Consider the following 15,655-nt stretch of genomic DNA (forward strand, 5'->3'; position numbering starts at 1 on the left):
CTCTCCTAAAAATATATTTTTGAAAATTTTTCTATTAAATAATCTATATAATAATCTGAATTAAAAGCTTCCCCACAACATTCTCTAATCATTTCATTTGGTTCTTTAAAATTACCATATTTATGTATATGCTCTGCTAAGAAATTAGATATCTTACTAAAGTCCTTATTTTCAATTGCCTTTGCTACATCAACTTTTTTTGATAAGGCTTCATATATTTGACTAGCATAAGCACTACCTATTGCATAAGATGGGAAATATCCAAAAGCTCCACCTGACCAATGTGAATCTTGTAATATTCCTTCTTTTGAATTTCTAGGTCTTATACCTAGATATTTTTCATATAAGTCATTCCATTTTTCTTCTAAAATTGTTACATCAACTTCTTGATTTTTCTCAGAAAAAATTTCTTTTTCTATTTCATATCTAATCAATATATGAATTGGATAAGTTAACTCATCTGCTTCCATACGAATATATTGATCTTTCACTTCATTTACAAGAATATAAAATTCATTTTTATCTATATTAAGCTTATGATATTCTTCTAAAATATCATAAATTAAATTAGTAAATTCTCTCATTTTTCCTATAACATTTTCATAAAATCTTGATTGAGCCTCATGTATTCCCATTGTAGAACCACCTGCTAAAACACAGGTATCATTATACTTATCTTCTACTTGTTGTTCATAGATAGCATGACCTGTTTCATGAATAGTTGAATATATTCCTGATAATACATCATCTAAATAATAGTGTGTTGTAATTCTAACATCTTTATTACACATATTAGTTGTAAATGGATGCTCACTTTCTTTTATAACCCCTTTGTTATAATCAAAACCTAACATTTTTGATAATTTCAATGAAATTTGCTTTTGTTCTTCTAAGCTAAATTTTACAGAGTAAAATCTCTTTTTTATATCTTCTAATTTTGTTTTATCCACTTTTCTTATTTTTTTTATAAGTGGTGTTAATTTCTTTTTTATTTTTTCAAAAAATTTCTCTAAAATTTCTACATTTAAGCCTGTTTCATAATCATCAACTAAAACATCATATGGGCAATTTGAATAACCCCTATAATTTATAAATCTTTTATTAATTTCTATTAATTCTTTTAAATAAGGCTTAAATATTTCATAGTCTCCCTTATTTTTAGCTTCTTCCCATGCAGCTTGTGCCTTAGTTAAAAGTGCTGAATATTTTGAAAATTCATCCTTTGGTATTTTACTCATTTTTTCAAATATATCTTTTTTTAATTTTATTACAACTTTTTTGTCTATTTCACTTAATTTTTCCTCATCAAGAGAATATAATAAAGTTTTAAATTTTGTATTTACAAGATTATCATATTGTAATTCAGCTAAAGTTGACATTGTATCACTTAAATTATCAACTGCTAATTTTGGAGCTTCTGTTTCTAAATCCCAGCTCAATAAGGTCAAAGCATGTTTATATGCCTTATCCCTTTTTATATACTCATAAATTTCTTTCATAAAACACCTTCCTGTGAACTACCCATAGTCTAAAGCCTATGGGCTTCCTGCTTCGCTGACCTCGTAACCTACTATCTCCACAGGCGTTAATTTGGGTAGTCCCTACCCTATATTTTTTTTATTACGCTATTTGTCTTAATCCTTCTGCTAATATATTCTTTGCGGCATTGACATCTCTATCGTGTATTTCCCCACAATTTGGACATTTCCATTGCCTTACGGATAAATCTTTTATGTTCTTATTTTGGCAACCACAACAAGAACATAACTGACTACTTGCGTAAAAACTATCTACCTTAACATATATTCTATTGTTCCACTTTGCTTTATACTCTAGCTGTCTTGTAAGCTCATACCATGAAACGTCACTTATAGACTTAGCCAATTTATGGTTTTTTATCATATTTTTTATCTGCAAGTTTTCTGAAACAATCACTTGGTTTTCGCTTATTATTTCACTTGAAATCTTATGAAGATAATCTTTTCTGGTATTTGTTATTTTCTCATGGCATAATGCTATTTGCTTTCTTTTTTTCTGATAGTTACTGCTCCCTTTTATTTTATGTGCAAGCTGTCTTTGCAATTTTGTAAGATTTCTCTCATACTTCTTTATTGTCTTTGGATTTTCGTATTTTCTCCCATCTGATGTAATACACAAATCCTTTATCCCCAAATCTAAACCTATTTTACCTCTTGTATCCTGCTTTTTTACATTCTCTGTTTCTACTAAGATTGCTACATAATACTTTCCACTCGGCAGTTGTGATATAGTTGCCGATTTTATTTGCCCTGCAAAATTCCTATGAATTTTTGCTTTTATCTCTTTTAACTTTGGCAACTTTATTCTTTCTCTATCAAAATCTACAGTTATATTCCCATTTGTAAAATTAGTTGTGTAGGATTTATGCCTATCGTGTTTACTCTTAAACTTTGGGTAACCTGCATGCTCTTTGAAAAACTTTTGATAAGCACTATCCATATGATGAATTGCATTTGTTAAAGCAAATTTGTCTACTTCTTTCAGCCATTCATAAACTTTTTTCAGCTCTCTATTGCAATAATTATTACAGTCTGTTTTACTGATAGAGTTTTTTTCTTTTTCATAAGCATCTTTCCTGTATGCAAGGGTCTGATTATATACAAAACGGCAACAGCCAAATGTCTTTTCCAACTGTATTTCTTGCTCTTTACTTGGATAAATCCGATATTTATATGCTTTTAACATTCAGCTTACCTGCCTTTCTACCCTTGATTTTCTATGTATTGCTTTAATATTTCTTCAGAAACATTGCCTATACTACAAGCAAAATATCCATCAGTCCAAAATTGTATATGGTCTTTGTCTGTTTCCATATATTTTCGGCACTAATAATTTCTTTCTATACTTGCATACAAAAATAATGTGATACTGCAATAAATACTTATGCCTATTCTTTGATTTCCACGTTCCCATAATGCCAATTATTATACCACTAAATCATAATTTTTGCTACCTTAACCCACAGTCTAAAATCAGTGGGATTGCGGTAGCTTTAATTTCAAGACATTCAAGTATATTGTACTATAATAGAATAATTTTTTAAAGTTTTTTATTTATAAATTTTTTTGAAATTGCTATCGCATAAAATACAATTTTTAAATTAACATATTTTAATCTCAATTCCTTTTCTATTTCTCTTATTGTTGCCCCTGTTGTAATAATATCATCAACAACTAAGACAGTCTTATTTGATAAATTTAAATTTCCTACATTGAAACTTTTTGAAATATTTAGATTTTTTTGATAAGTTTTTTGAAGTTTTGACATTTTTTTTGTATCTCTAATTTTTTTTATCTTTAAAAATTTATAAGGTAAATTATGATATATCAATTCTACCTGATTAAAGCTCCTTTCTTTTTCCCTTTTTTTACTTGTTGGAACACAAATAATATAGTCAATTTGATTAGCTTTTATAATAAAATTTAGTTGTTCTTGTATAATTGAATAAATTGCTTTTGCAACATATTTTTTTCTTTTATATTTTAATTCATATATCATATCTCTAAAGTAGTTATTATAAAACATAGAAAAATGCACATTCTCAACTGAATAAAAATGTGCTAATTCTTTAACCTTATTATATTTCAATTCACCAATTTCATATTCATGTTTATCAAAGAATATGTTTCTAAAAAATTTTAAAATTTGTTCCATTTAAAATTTACCTTTTTCTATTTCTTTATTGACTAATTTTGCACAGTATAACTCTGTATACCCACATTTTTTACATATTTTGATATAAAATAATTCCGATGTTGGCAACATATTTACAAGCCAAGAATCCAATTCTTTAGTTGGTAACCAAACACTTTTTATATCATGTTCTTTATTATTACATTTTATACAACTACTTAATTTCATTTTAATCACTTCCAAGTATTTTTTTTAAAAAACTTTTTCTATGTTCCTCTAAAATTCCATATTTTTTTATTGCTTCATAATGCTGTTTTGTTCCATAACCCTTATGCTTTGCAAAACCATATTCCTTATATTTCTTATCATATTCGTATAAAATATTATCTCTATAAACTTTAGCTATAATAGAAGCCGTTGCTATTTCTAAAACTTTACTATCTCCCTTAACAATACTTTCTTGTTCACCTTCATAATTTCTAATCAATAAATTCCCATCTACCAAAACCTTTTTATTTAAATTCATTTTTTTTAAAGCCCTATTCATCGCTAAAAAAGTTGCATTTAATATATTTAGCTTATCTATTTCTTTATTACTTGCCTTTCCAATTGCATATATCAATTTATCTGATTTTATTAATCTTTCATATAATTTTTGTCTTTTTTTCTCAGATATTTTTTTTGAATCTTTTATTTCATCAAAAAGTTCATCAGAAGTATCTAAAATATATACACAACAAGCTACAACTGGACCAAATAAAGGTCCTCTTCCAGCTTCATCTACACCTATACATTTCTTATTCTCTAACATTTTTCTTTCCTTTTAAAATAAAATAGCTAGATACTAGCTATTATTTAATTTTAATTTTTCTATATTTTCTTCCATATCCTTAGGAATTTTTGCTATAAATTCTTGTTTTATATTTAAAAATGGATGTACAAATTCCAATTTATATGAATGTAATTGCTGTCTTTCACACTTATCATTTCTACCATAAACATGATCCCCTAGTATAGGATGCCCTAGTTCTTTGGCATGAACTCTTATTTGATGAGTTCTACCAGTTTCAATATTAACCTTTACCAGACTATATTTATCCGTTATAGCTAAAGGATAAAATGTACTAATTGCTAATTTCCCATTTTTACAATTTGAGCTAAATATTTTTCTATTTCTTTCACTTCTACCTATATAGCTTTCTACTCTTTTTTCATGAGTAAATTTTCCTTTTAAAATTGCTAAATATGTCTTATGTATTTCATGATTTTTAAACATTTTTACTAATTTTTCATGTGCTTCATTTGTCTTAGCTATAATTAAAAGCCCACTTGTATTTTTATCTATTCTATGAACTATTCCAGGTCTTAAAGGATCTAAATCTGATAATTTTTTTATTCTATATTTTATTGCATTTATCAAAGTATCACCTACATAACTATCGCAAGGATGTATAACCATATTATATGGTTTATTAATTATAGCTAAATATTCATCTTCATAAATAATTTCAATATATATATCCTTAGCTTCTAAATTGTAGCTAACTTCTTTTATTTCAAAGTCTACCTTATCATTTAATGCTAATTTATATGACATCTTAACCTTATTATCATTAACATATATTTCAGCATGAGTTAAAAGTTTATTTCTTGAAATATTAAATATTTCACTCAAAGCCTTATCAATTCTTACATTAACATATTTTTCACTTACTACATAAGTCATGCTAACTCCTATCGTCACAGTCTTGAAATATTTTTAAAAGCCCTTTTGTATTTTTATCATGATGATGTAAAATTAACTCAGCAACTTCTTTATTAATATCTTTTAACATTAAATACCCTATTTTTGGATGTTCTTTTAAACGAGTTTTAAAATTTAATTTTGTCAAAACTCTTAATAAAAAACTTGCCCTATGTTTCCCGCAATCATGTAATAAACTAAATTTCAAATAAAGTTCATCTGAAGTTTTATCTTTCATTTTCTTATAAACTTCCATACCATGCCATTTATCATAATAGTCCATTTTATTAAAAATTTCTTTTTCTTTAGTAGACAAAAGTTCACTAATCTCTAATTCCAAAAGCTTATCAATTTTTCTAAAGTAATAATCACAAAATTTTCTAATTGCATATCTTATCATTTTATCAATTCCATTATTTCTTTTGCACAAGCAACACTATTTTCATATATACTTGCTTTTTTTTCATAACCATATTTACAATGAATTTGCTTTATACCTGCATTTTTTGCCATGTCGTAATCTACTTTCATATCACCTATATGCACTATTTCATCTTTTTTATAGCCATCTTTTAAAATTTCATTTATTGCATAAGGATTAGGCTTAGCTGGATAAGACTTATCTTCAGGATTACCATAAATATACTTGAATTTCCATTTTGATAAAATTGTCTTCACATGTTTTAAAGTCGCTATCTGATCTTTATTAGTAATAATAGCCAAAATTTTGCCTTTTTTTTGTAAATAATCTAATAATTCCGGTATACCTTCATACAAATAAATACCTTTATAATAGTTTTCATTATAGTAAGATCTAACTTCTGCTAAAAATTGCTCTTTTTCTTCTTTTATATTTCTTATTATTTTAATTTTATCAAAAACGACTCCAAAACCCTTGCCAATAAAATCCATATATTTTTCTTCTTCAAAAGTCTTATATGAATATTTTTTTAAAATTTCATTAAATGCTTTTGCTATTGCAGGCAAAGTATTAACTAATGTACCATCTAAATCAAACGTTACAACATTTACATTCATCATGATACTCACCCTTCATCGCAAAATTAACAAATCTTTCTATACCTTTTAAGCCATAACCATCATGCTTATAGCAAGCAACATCATTTAAAACTTCCATATATTTTTGTGAAAATAATTGATAAATATATTCATCAAAGAAAAAACATTTATCCATATCTTCTTCTTTAATATTCTTTTTAATAAAATTAATATATTTACACATATCTGTATTTTCTTCCATTAATTCTAAAATTAAATCTATAGAGCCACAACTTTGTAAATTTTGATCTAATTCCAAAATATCTTCTGCTATTTTATCAGTTATTTCCATAGTCCCTAATTCTTCAAAAGAATTAACACCTTTTTCGAATAAGACTAAATTGCATTCATCTTGAATTTTAAATTCAGAATTTCTAAGAACTAGATAATATTCTCCCTTGTATTCATATAAATTAGAATAATTAGATACTCCATCTATGTCGCTTAAAAAATCCTTATATCCTTCATCCCAAATATGTTTTAATTTTTCTATTAATTCTTTAGATTTTGTTTTTAAAACTGGCAAAGGATATGATAAAATTTGTACTTCATTTTCTTCTGATTCTATTGTCTTTAATTTTTTTGATAAAAATAAAGGATAAGCTTTATTCTTATCAAATTTTGCTTTTTCAACCATTTCAAATTTACCATAGTCTGTAGTAAATTCATATTTTATCTCATTCATTTTTGCCTCATTTTTTTATTAAATATTTAAGTCTACTTGTAACCATTTTTATACCAACTTTATTTGATTTACCTCTAGGTATTATTATATCTGCATATCTTTTAGCTGGTTCTACAAATTCTAAATGCATAGGTTTAACAGTTTTAATATATTGTTCTTTGATATTATCAAAGCTTCTTCCACGCTCATTCATATCTCTTTCAATTCTTCTTAATAATCTAATATCATCATCTGTATCAACAAAAATCTTAACATCAAATAAATCTCTTATTTTTGCCAAAGTCAATATTAGAATACCTTCAACTATTATTATTGGTTTTGATGTTATATGTTCTTTTTCTTCCATTCTCTTATGTTTTGTAAAATCATATTTTGGCTTATCGATATCTTCACCATTTTTAAGAGCTTTTATATGTTTTATTAAAAGTTCAAAATCTATTGCATCTGGATGGTCATAATTTAATTTTCTTCTTTGTTCATAAGTTAATTCTAAATGATCTTTGTAATACGAGTCTTGTTCAAGTAAAGCAACACTTGAACCAAATTTTTCTAAATCTTCAACTATTAAATTAGCAACACTTGTCTTACCTGAACCTGTACCTCCTGCTATTCCTATTATTATTCTATCCACTTTTTACAACTCCTTATAAACTTTCCAATATTTTAATAACTTCTTTCGCATCATTAGTGTTTATAATATTATTTAATTTTTCTTCTTCAAATGATAATTTTGATATAGTTGTTAATATATCCAAATGTTCTCTTTTTGTTGCTTCAGGTGCTACTACAAGAAAGAATACCTTAGATTTTTCATCATCTAAAGATGCAAAATCTTTTCCTTGCTTATCAATTGCTACTAACATAGCAACTTTTTTTACTACTGTTGATTTAGCATGTGGTATTGCAATTCCATCTTGCATGCCTGTTGATGATAAATTTTCTCTTTCATATAGAGCTTCTAATAAAGTATCAAAATCTTGTTTTTCTATAACAGTATTATCATTTAAAAAATAACTTGCTAATTCTTTTATAATGTCTTCCTTGCTTGTTGCCTTTATACCAAATATTACTCTTTCATCTGATAAATAATTTTTAATTTCCATAGTTCCTCCTAATATCTTCTATTATATCATCTATCTTTTTATTATCCATATTATATCTAATATAGCCTTTGTCTCTAAACCAAGTAAATTGTCTTTTTGCATATCTTCTACTTGCTATTTTTATTTTTTCTATTGCTTCTTCTAAGCTAATTTTTTCCTCGAAGTATTCAAATAATTCCTTGTATCCTATACTTTTTATATTTATATTCCCATATCTATTATATATCTTTTTGGCTTCATCTAAAAGACCCTCTTTAATCATACAATCAACTCTATAATTTATTCTATTGTATAAATTTTTTCTATCTCTTTCCAAAAAAATTTTAAGAAACTTTCTATCATTAGCTTTAACCTTATTTAAATTTAAGCCTCTTAATTCTATTTTCCTTATAACTCTAATTTTATTTTTTATATCAATGCTATTTTTTTCTTCTATCGTTAGCATTTCTTGTAATTCTTCAAGACTTTTTTCTTCTAATTCTTTTCTTTTTTTTCTATCTATTTCAGGAAGCTGTGCTAAGCCTTCTACCAATGCATCTATATATAGACCTGTTCCTCCAACTATCAAAAAAATCTTATCTTTATTTTTATTTAAAATTTCATTTGCTTGTTTATAGAATAGCCCTGCATTATATTCTTCATTTGGTTCAACAATATCAATTAAATGATGTATAACTCCTTGTTTTTCTACTTCCCTTATTTTAGCTGTTCCTATATCAAGTCCTTTATACACTTGTGATGCATCTGAAGATATTATTTGTGCATTTAAAAACTTTGCTAATTTAATTGATAATTCTGTTTTACCAACAGCAGTTGGTCCTGCTATAACTATTGCATTATACATATTCAAATTCATATCCTTCTATGATTATGGTATCTCCTCTTTTTACACCAGCCTCTTCAAGCTTTTCTTCCATACCTATATGTCGCATAATTTGTAAAAATTGTATAATACCATCATCACCTAAGAAAACATATTTATTTAATACATTATCTACAACTTGCCCAGATAATTCATAGGCATTTTCTTCAATTTTCTTTATTATCCAATCTTCTTTATTTGGAATTATTTCTTCTAAAGCCGTTACTTCTTCTATTTCCTCATCTTCTATATCTTTTAATAAGTCATAAGCTTTTCTCATTAATTCTGCTACACCTTCATTAGTTAGCACAGAAATTTTCTCTACCTTATGTCCTATAGCTTTCTCAAAGTCTTGTATCTTCGTTTTGTCATATAGTACATCTATTTTATTTAAAACTACTATCTGTTTTTTTGCAGCTAATTTTTCACTATAATTTTTTAATTCTTCATTTATTTTTTTATAATCATCTATAGCTTTTCTTCCTTCTAATTCTGAAATATCAACTATATGTATTATTAATTTACATCTTTCTATATGTTTTAAGAATTTATCACCTAAACCTATACCCTTATGTGCTCCTTCAATAAGACCTGGTATATCAGCAATAACAAAAGAACTATCTTCGTCAACTTTTACTATTCCCAATTTAGGTTTTAAAGTTGTAAAATGATAACCTGCTACTTTTGAATTAGCATTTGATACTTTATTAATAAGGGAAGATTTTCCTACACTTGGATAACCAACTAAAGCTACATCTGCTAATAATTTCAATTCTAGTTTTATTTTTAATTCTATACCAGACTTTCCACTTTCAGAAATTCTAGGTGCTTTTCTTATTGAATTTTTAAAGTGGACATTACCTCTTCCTCCATCTCCACCTTTAAGAAATACAACACTTTCATTCTTTTTCTTCATATCTAAAAGAAGCTTATTTGTTTCATAATCTCTTATCATAGTTCCAACTGGGACATGTATTATTACATCTTCACCATTTTTACCAGAGCATTTAGCTCCACTTCCTTTACCACCATTTTTTGCTTCTATTCTTTTTATTGTTTTGAAATTTAATAAAGTATTCATATTTGGATCTGCGAAAAAAATAATTGAACCACCTTTTCCACCATCTCCACCATCTGGTCCTCCGAATTGCACGAATTTTTCTCTTCTAAAAGTCGCTGCTCCATCTCCTCCATCACCAGATTTAACTGTTATTACACTTTCATCTATAAACATATATACCTCACTATTTATTTTTTCTAACCTTTTCATTATATCATTATTTTAAAAAAAAAGATACTCAAGTATATAGCAAAAAATGGAGCTTATGCTCCACTTCAATATAATTAATTTAGCTATTTCTTACAGTTACACCTTTTGGTACTGATGCAAATACTTTGTCTGTTATTTCAATAACTGTTCCACCTAAAACAAATGTTGCTCCACTTAAGTAGTCTATTAATCTTTGTCCGTCTTCTCTTGACATATTTTCTAAACTAAACGCAACTAAATTATTGTCCTTTATCATTTCAGCTATTTTTTTTGAATCTTCACTATATGATTTTGGTTTTAAAATACTAACTCCATTATATAAAATATCTTCATTATTGATTTCAGTTGTATTAGTTTGTTCTTCTTCATTATTATTTTTTAAAAAATCCAACATACCCATTTTCTTTTCCTCCAACGCCATTTTTTTCATTATATAATTTTTTCTTATATAATTCAATAGTTTTTTTTATTTTTTACTTTTTTTAAAAAAAATATTATAATTTATATGAGGTGTTTTATGAAAAAATTATGTATTATAACCGGTGCAACAAGTGGAATCGGTTTAGAACTTGCTAAATTATTTTCCTGTGAAAATATACAATTACTTTTAATTTCAAGTAATTTAGATAATTTAAAAAGAACAAAAATGCTACTTGAAAACAAATTAGCTACTATTGATATTTTAGAAATGGACTTAGCTAATAACTTTAATATTGAAAAAATAAAAGAAAAGATACAAGGCAAACAACTATATTGTTTAATTAATAATGCTGGCTTTGGCGATTTAAATTCATTCATACTTTCCGACATAGAAAAAGCAGAAAATATGATTAAACTTAACAATATCGCTCTTACAAAACTATGTCATTTTTTTCTTAATGAAACTAAAGAAAGTACTGACCCTATATACTTATTGAATGTAGCTTCTATAGCCGGCTTTATGCCAGGCCCTTTAATGGCTGTTTATTATGCAACAAAGGCTTATACTTTATCTTTCACAAGGGCATTAAGATATGAAATGAGAAAAAAGAAGAATATACGAATTTGTTGTCTTTGTCCGGGTCCAACAAAGACTAATTTTACAAAAGATTTTATTAAAAAGCCTAAAATATTTTCAAATATTTTTTCTATGCAGGCAAAAGATGTAGCTATTACAGCATATTATGGTTTATTGAAAAATAAAGAACTGATAATACCTGGTGTTCTTAATTATATTGCAATTAAAATTATTCCTTTTATTCCTAATAAATTAATTTCAGCTATTACAAATAAGATTATGAAAATAAAATAGGTCTCAAAATTTGAGACCTATTATTTTTAATATTCTATACTTCTTAACATCCATAATAATTTTTCATATCTTATTATGTATTCATCCATCATAGCTGAAGTTCCAAAGTCATCACTTTCATCTGCTTTTATTTTAACTTGTTTAGCTTCATCTACGATATATTGATAATCTTCTATTAACTTTTTCAAAGCTTCATCAATAGTTATATCCTTATTTTCACCTTCATTTATTTTTGAATTTTCAAGATAACTCTTCATTGTAGATAAAGGTCTACCATTTAATGCTAAAATTCTTTCTGCTACTTCATCTACTACTTCATTTAAATCACTATACATTTTATCTAATTGTTCATGAATTGAAAAAAAGCTTTTTCCTTTTATATTCCAATGAAAATTTTGAACTTTTTTAGCCAAAGTTGCAAGATCTGCAAGAAATAAATTTAATGTCTTTTCCATATAAAAATCTCCTTTTATTTATTTGTAATGATTACAATCTTGTAATCATTCTAACTTAGTATAAAGCTTTTTCTATATTATGTCAAGATGATTTTACATTTTAATTATTTTTTGTCCGCTTTCATATCTTTATATTTTTTTACTTGTCTTATCATTTTATCTAGCATTTCATCAATTGCTGAATAAAGACTCTTGTCTTCAGCTTCAATTCTTATTGTTTTACCTGCTAAATACATTGTTGCACACGCACTGTGAATTGGCCCTTCAGATTTTGTATCATCTACAGCCAAATTAAGTTTAATTTCATTAATACCATCAAAGTATTTTTCAACTTTTCTGCATTTCATAATTGCATATTCTCTTAAAGCATCTGTTAATTTAAGATGTTGTCCACTTACTATTATATTCATAGTAATAACACTCCTTTCATTCACATATAATATATTATAATGCTAATAATATAAAATTACAATACTACTCTGTTTTTAAAATTAAGTCTTTATTATGCAATACGTACTTTTTATCTGCAATATTGGCTAATTCTGTACTATGTGTAACCAATATTATAGTTTGTTTTTCTTCCTTATTTAGTTTTATAAATAAGTTATTTATTTTTTGACTATTTTCATCATCCAAATTACCCGTTGGTTCATCTGCTAATATTATTTTTGGTTGATTAATTAATGCTCTTGCAATAGCTACCCTTTGCTTTTGTCCACCAGATAATTCTGACGGATAAAAATTAAGTCTATCTTTTAAACCTACTACTTCTAATAGTTCTTTCGCTCTTTTTTCTATTTCAACTTTTTCTTTTTCTTTCAATGCCAAGGCAGGTAACATTACATTTTCAAGTGCTGTAAATTCTGGCAATAAATAATGAAATTGAAAAACAAATCCTACATTTTTCGCTCTAATCTTTTCTAAATTTTTTTCATTAATATGATTTATATAGTCTATCTTACCTTCATATTTTGTATCCAATAAACCTATCAAATTAAGTAAGGTTGTTTTACCACTCCCTGATTTTCCTTGTATTGAAACAAGATCTCCCTCAGAAATCTCTAAATTTATATTGCTCAATATTGTTAAATTCTCTACCTTAGTTTTATATCTCTTTGTTACATTTTCTAATTTTAATATCTTCATAAGTTAAATTTTATCGCCTCCGTAACATCTAATTTAGCAGCTTTTTTAGCTGGTATATATGATGCTAATAATATTATTATAAATGCTATAAAATAAACTAAAGTTAATTCTAAAAAGTCCATTTTAATAGGTAATTTTGTAATATAATAGGTCTTTACTAAATAATTTGAAGAAATATATTGAATAATCTTTAAACAAATAGGTGATAAAATTATTGAAATTACTATACCACTTAAACCTAGTATGAGACCTTCAGTAACAAAAATATGTAAAATTTGTTTCTTAGTATATCCACAGGCTTTTAATATTCCTATATCACTTGTTTTTTCCCTTATCAATATATTTAAAATTATTGATACTATGAAACTTGATATTAATACTAGCATACTTAATATTAAAATAAGTATAAATTCTTCAAAATGAACTGCAGCTAATAAATTTTGATTTTCATCAGCCCAAGTTATTGCTTTTATATCCCCATTAATTGAATTTATATTTTCTTTTAATTTATTAAGTTTTTTAATATCTCCTGGATTTTTAACCCTAACATCTAAGCTATTAATATTATCTCCAGTTTCTTCTAATATTTGCCCTGTTTCTAATGGTAATAAAACTAAATTGCTATCATATTCTAAATATCCCGTTCTAAAAAAACCTATTATCTTAACTCTAATTTCACGACCATTTAATGAAATTACATTTATTTCATCGCCCAAATTAAGTTTCATACCATTTGCCATTTCTTGACCTATGTATGCATAATCCTGACCACTATTTGATATTTTTTTTACAATATGCAAATTTAATTTATCTATTTGTGTTGCCCTAATAATAGGAGTATAATTATTCTCATTATATTTAACAAAACCTTGAATATATACATTAGATACGGTTGTTTCTGCTCCTTTTTCTTTTATTTCTTCAATTATCTTTTTATAGTCTCCTTCTTTTTTAGGTGTATATGTAACACTTATATGTGGACTTAAAGACAATAAAGAATTTAGCATATTTTCTTTTAAACCATTTGATATGGTCAATGAAACAACGAAAACTATTAATGCTAATGCTACTGCAATAATTGAAATTATTGTCTGAAATTTTCTTTCTTTTATATGTCTATATGCTATAAATAGTTCAACCATTTTATTTTTCTACTTTCTTTTTTGTAATTTTTGATATTTTTGCTATAAATAAATATTTATTTGAAATATTAAGCCTTATTATATATCTTTCATTTTTATTATCTACTAGTGCTAAGCAATTATCGTATTTTGTACCGCCAACATGAGTTCTCATAAGCTTTACACTTTTAATTTCTTTTAAATTAATTTTCGTTTTACCATAGCTTAAGATATTATTATCAATTACTAATTTGTATTTAAATAATTTATAAATATAAAAAGCTAAATATAATATTACTAATACAATTATTATAATTTGAAGCAAAGGCTTTCTAGAAAATTTATATATTTCTGTAAAAATAACAAAAACTAAAACGACTATTAAAATAAGCGACTTAATATAATAAGATTTTTCTAAACGAAATACACTTTTTTCTTGCTGTTCATCTAATTTTTGTTCTGAAACTTTTTCTAATATATCATCAATTTTCTCCATTTTTATCCTCTTTCTTATCTACAAATTTATAAATTCTTTCATTTTCTTCTGACATATTCAAATTATCTCTTGCTATTTTTTCTATATTTCCAGTATCTTCATTTTCTTTTATGGCTTTTTCCAAATTTAATTTTTTCTTCTTCTGTTCCTCTATTTGCTGTTTTAAAACTTTTGTCTTTTGATTTTCAACTCTTATTAAATATTGTTTCTTAAAAAAAGGAAATAATAAAAATATAGCAAAAAAACACACGAATATATAAAGATACATTTTCCATAATTTACTATTCATTTTATTCTTCCTTTTCCTTTTTTATTTTATTTATTATTTCAATAAAACTATCTAAATTATCAAATTTATTATATACTGATGCAAAACGCACATAGGCAACTTCATCTATTAGCAATAATTTTTTTAAAATTATTTCTCCAATTTTTTTACTATTTATCCCCTTAGAATAACCTTCCCTTATTTCATTTTCTATATCTAAAACTAAATCTTGTATACATTCAGGTTTAATATTTCTTTTTATTAAGGCTCTAGTTATACTATTATATATCTTATTTTTTGAAAATGGTTGTGTACTTCCGTCCTTTTTTATAACAAGTATAGGTTGTTGTTCAACTTCTTCATAAGTATTAAATCTTTTTTTACACTTTTTACATTCTCTTCTTCTTTTAATTTTATTATTATCTATCAACCTTGAATCTACTACACTTGTATCTTCATACTTACAAAAAATACATCTCATAT

The 15,655-nt window shown here is 25.6% G+C and carries 22 protein-coding genes and 1 pseudogene; 1 reads left to right on the forward strand and 22 read right to left on the reverse strand.

Going from position 1 to position 15,655, the window contains the following annotated elements:
• Window positions 1-5: 5 nt before the first annotated feature.
• The 15 genes and pseudogenes from AWT65_RS01455 to AWT65_RS01520 form a co-directional block, all read right to left on the reverse strand.
• Entirely contained in the window at window positions 6-1,499 is a 1,494-nt protein-coding gene (locus tag AWT65_RS01455; RefSeq protein WP_066728614.1) for a carboxypeptidase M32, read from the reverse strand.
• Between the two features lie 121 nt (window positions 1,500-1,620).
• Window positions 1,621-2,724 carry an IS200/IS605 family element RNA-guided endonuclease TnpB gene (gene tnpB / locus AWT65_RS01460; RefSeq protein ID WP_066728619.1) on the reverse strand — a complete coding sequence of 368 codons (1,104 nt, stop codon included), beginning with the start codon at window positions 2,722-2,724 and terminating at the stop codon, window positions 1,621-1,623.
• A gap of 17 nt (window positions 2,725-2,741) precedes the next feature.
• Window positions 2,742-2,952: pseudogene (locus AWT65_RS06325) on the reverse strand (transposase).
• A gap of 126 nt (window positions 2,953-3,078) precedes the next feature.
• On the reverse strand, window positions 3,079-3,693 hold the full coding sequence (locus AWT65_RS01465) for a ComF family protein (RefSeq protein WP_066728622.1): 615 nt from the start codon (window positions 3,691-3,693) through the stop codon (window positions 3,079-3,081).
• A complete protein-coding gene (locus AWT65_RS01470; RefSeq protein ID WP_066728624.1) occupies window positions 3,694-3,900 on the reverse strand; it encodes a zinc ribbon domain-containing protein in 207 nt (68 codons plus the stop codon).
• A 1-nt stretch (window position 3,901) separates the two neighbouring features.
• Window positions 3,902-4,483: a ribonuclease HII gene (locus AWT65_RS01475; protein WP_066728625.1), complete on the reverse strand. Its 582-nt coding sequence runs from the start codon at window positions 4,481-4,483 to the stop codon at window positions 3,902-3,904.
• Window positions 4,484-4,516: 33 nt separating this feature from the next.
• Window positions 4,517-5,398: an RluA family pseudouridine synthase gene (locus tag AWT65_RS01480; RefSeq protein ID WP_066728626.1), complete on the reverse strand. Its 882-nt coding sequence runs from the start codon at window positions 5,396-5,398 to the stop codon at window positions 4,517-4,519.
• 1 nt (window position 5,399) lies between these two features.
• A complete protein-coding gene (locus AWT65_RS01485; protein WP_066728628.1) occupies window positions 5,400-5,816 on the reverse strand; it encodes an HD domain-containing protein in 417 nt (138 codons plus the stop codon).
• Window positions 5,813-6,457, reverse strand: coding sequence for an HAD family hydrolase (locus AWT65_RS01490; protein WP_066728630.1), 645 nt, complete (start codon window positions 6,455-6,457; stop codon window positions 5,813-5,815). Before AWT65_RS01490 ends, AWT65_RS01485 begins: the two co-directional genes overlap by 4 nt.
• Window positions 6,429-7,160 (reverse strand): hypothetical protein, encoded by a 732-nt coding sequence (locus tag AWT65_RS01495; RefSeq protein ID WP_066728632.1) that lies wholly within the window; start codon window positions 7,158-7,160, stop codon window positions 6,429-6,431. Before AWT65_RS01495 ends, AWT65_RS01490 begins: the two co-directional genes overlap by 29 nt.
• 7 nt (window positions 7,161-7,167) lie before the next feature.
• Window positions 7,168-7,791: a uridine kinase gene (udk, locus tag AWT65_RS01500; RefSeq protein WP_066728634.1), complete on the reverse strand. Its 624-nt coding sequence runs from the start codon at window positions 7,789-7,791 to the stop codon at window positions 7,168-7,170.
• A gap of 13 nt (window positions 7,792-7,804) precedes the next feature.
• Entirely contained in the window at window positions 7,805-8,263 is a 459-nt protein-coding gene (locus AWT65_RS01505; protein ID WP_066728636.1) for a PTS sugar transporter subunit IIA, read from the reverse strand.
• Complete coding sequence (gene miaA, locus AWT65_RS01510; protein WP_232292780.1) at window positions 8,253-9,113, reverse strand: tRNA (adenosine(37)-N6)-dimethylallyltransferase MiaA; 861 nt, start codon at window positions 9,111-9,113, stop codon at window positions 8,253-8,255. Before miaA ends, AWT65_RS01505 begins: the two co-directional genes overlap by 11 nt.
• Complete coding sequence (gene obgE, locus AWT65_RS01515; protein ID WP_066728639.1) at window positions 9,100-10,359, reverse strand: GTPase ObgE; 1,260 nt, start codon at window positions 10,357-10,359, stop codon at window positions 9,100-9,102. Before obgE ends, miaA begins: the two co-directional genes overlap by 14 nt.
• 115 nt (window positions 10,360-10,474) lie before the next feature.
• Entirely contained in the window at window positions 10,475-10,825 is a 351-nt protein-coding gene (locus tag AWT65_RS01520) for a cell division protein SepF (RefSeq protein WP_083497782.1), read from the reverse strand.
• Window positions 10,826-10,912: 87 nt separating this feature from the next.
• Between AWT65_RS01520 and AWT65_RS01525 the strand changes: the two genes are divergently transcribed.
• Complete coding sequence (locus AWT65_RS01525) at window positions 10,913-11,686, forward strand: SDR family NAD(P)-dependent oxidoreductase (RefSeq protein ID WP_066728645.1); 774 nt, start codon at window positions 10,913-10,915, stop codon at window positions 11,684-11,686.
• Between the two features lie 26 nt (window positions 11,687-11,712).
• Here the strand turns inward: AWT65_RS01525 and AWT65_RS01530 are convergent, their stop codons facing one another.
• The 7 genes from AWT65_RS01530 to nrdR all read right to left on the reverse strand — a co-directional run bounded on the left by AWT65_RS01530 (window position 11,713) and on the right by nrdR (window position 15,653).
• Window positions 11,713-12,141 (reverse strand): Dps family protein, encoded by a 429-nt coding sequence (locus tag AWT65_RS01530; protein ID WP_066728647.1) that lies wholly within the window; start codon window positions 12,139-12,141, stop codon window positions 11,713-11,715.
• 104 nt (window positions 12,142-12,245) lie between these two features.
• Window positions 12,246-12,551 carry a ribosome hibernation-promoting factor, HPF/YfiA family gene (gene hpf, locus AWT65_RS01535; RefSeq protein ID WP_066728655.1) on the reverse strand — a complete coding sequence of 102 codons (306 nt, stop codon included), beginning with the start codon at window positions 12,549-12,551 and terminating at the stop codon, window positions 12,246-12,248.
• 64 nt (window positions 12,552-12,615) lie between these two features.
• Window positions 12,616-13,287: an ABC transporter ATP-binding protein gene (locus AWT65_RS01540; RefSeq protein ID WP_066728657.1), complete on the reverse strand. Its 672-nt coding sequence runs from the start codon at window positions 13,285-13,287 to the stop codon at window positions 12,616-12,618.
• Window positions 13,284-14,429 carry an ABC transporter permease gene (locus AWT65_RS01545; RefSeq protein ID WP_066728659.1) on the reverse strand — a complete coding sequence of 382 codons (1,146 nt, stop codon included), beginning with the start codon at window positions 14,427-14,429 and terminating at the stop codon, window positions 13,284-13,286. Before AWT65_RS01545 ends, AWT65_RS01540 begins: the two co-directional genes overlap by 4 nt.
• Window position 14,430: 1 nt before the next feature.
• Window positions 14,431-14,904, reverse strand: coding sequence for a hypothetical protein (locus AWT65_RS01550; RefSeq protein WP_066728661.1), 474 nt, complete (start codon window positions 14,902-14,904; stop codon window positions 14,431-14,433).
• Complete coding sequence (locus tag AWT65_RS01555) at window positions 14,891-15,193, reverse strand: FtsB family cell division protein (protein ID WP_066728664.1); 303 nt, start codon at window positions 15,191-15,193, stop codon at window positions 14,891-14,893. The genes AWT65_RS01550 and AWT65_RS01555 overlap by 14 nt, the downstream gene beginning before the upstream one ends.
• Window position 15,194: 1 nt before the next feature.
• Window positions 15,195-15,653: a transcriptional regulator NrdR gene (gene nrdR / locus AWT65_RS01560; protein WP_066728666.1), complete on the reverse strand. Its 459-nt coding sequence runs from the start codon at window positions 15,651-15,653 to the stop codon at window positions 15,195-15,197.
• Window positions 15,654-15,655 lie beyond the last annotated feature (2 nt).

The organism is Sneathia sanguinegens, assembly GCF_001517935.1.
GTDB lineage: Bacteria > Fusobacteriota > Fusobacteriia > Fusobacteriales > Leptotrichiaceae > Sneathia > Sneathia sanguinegens.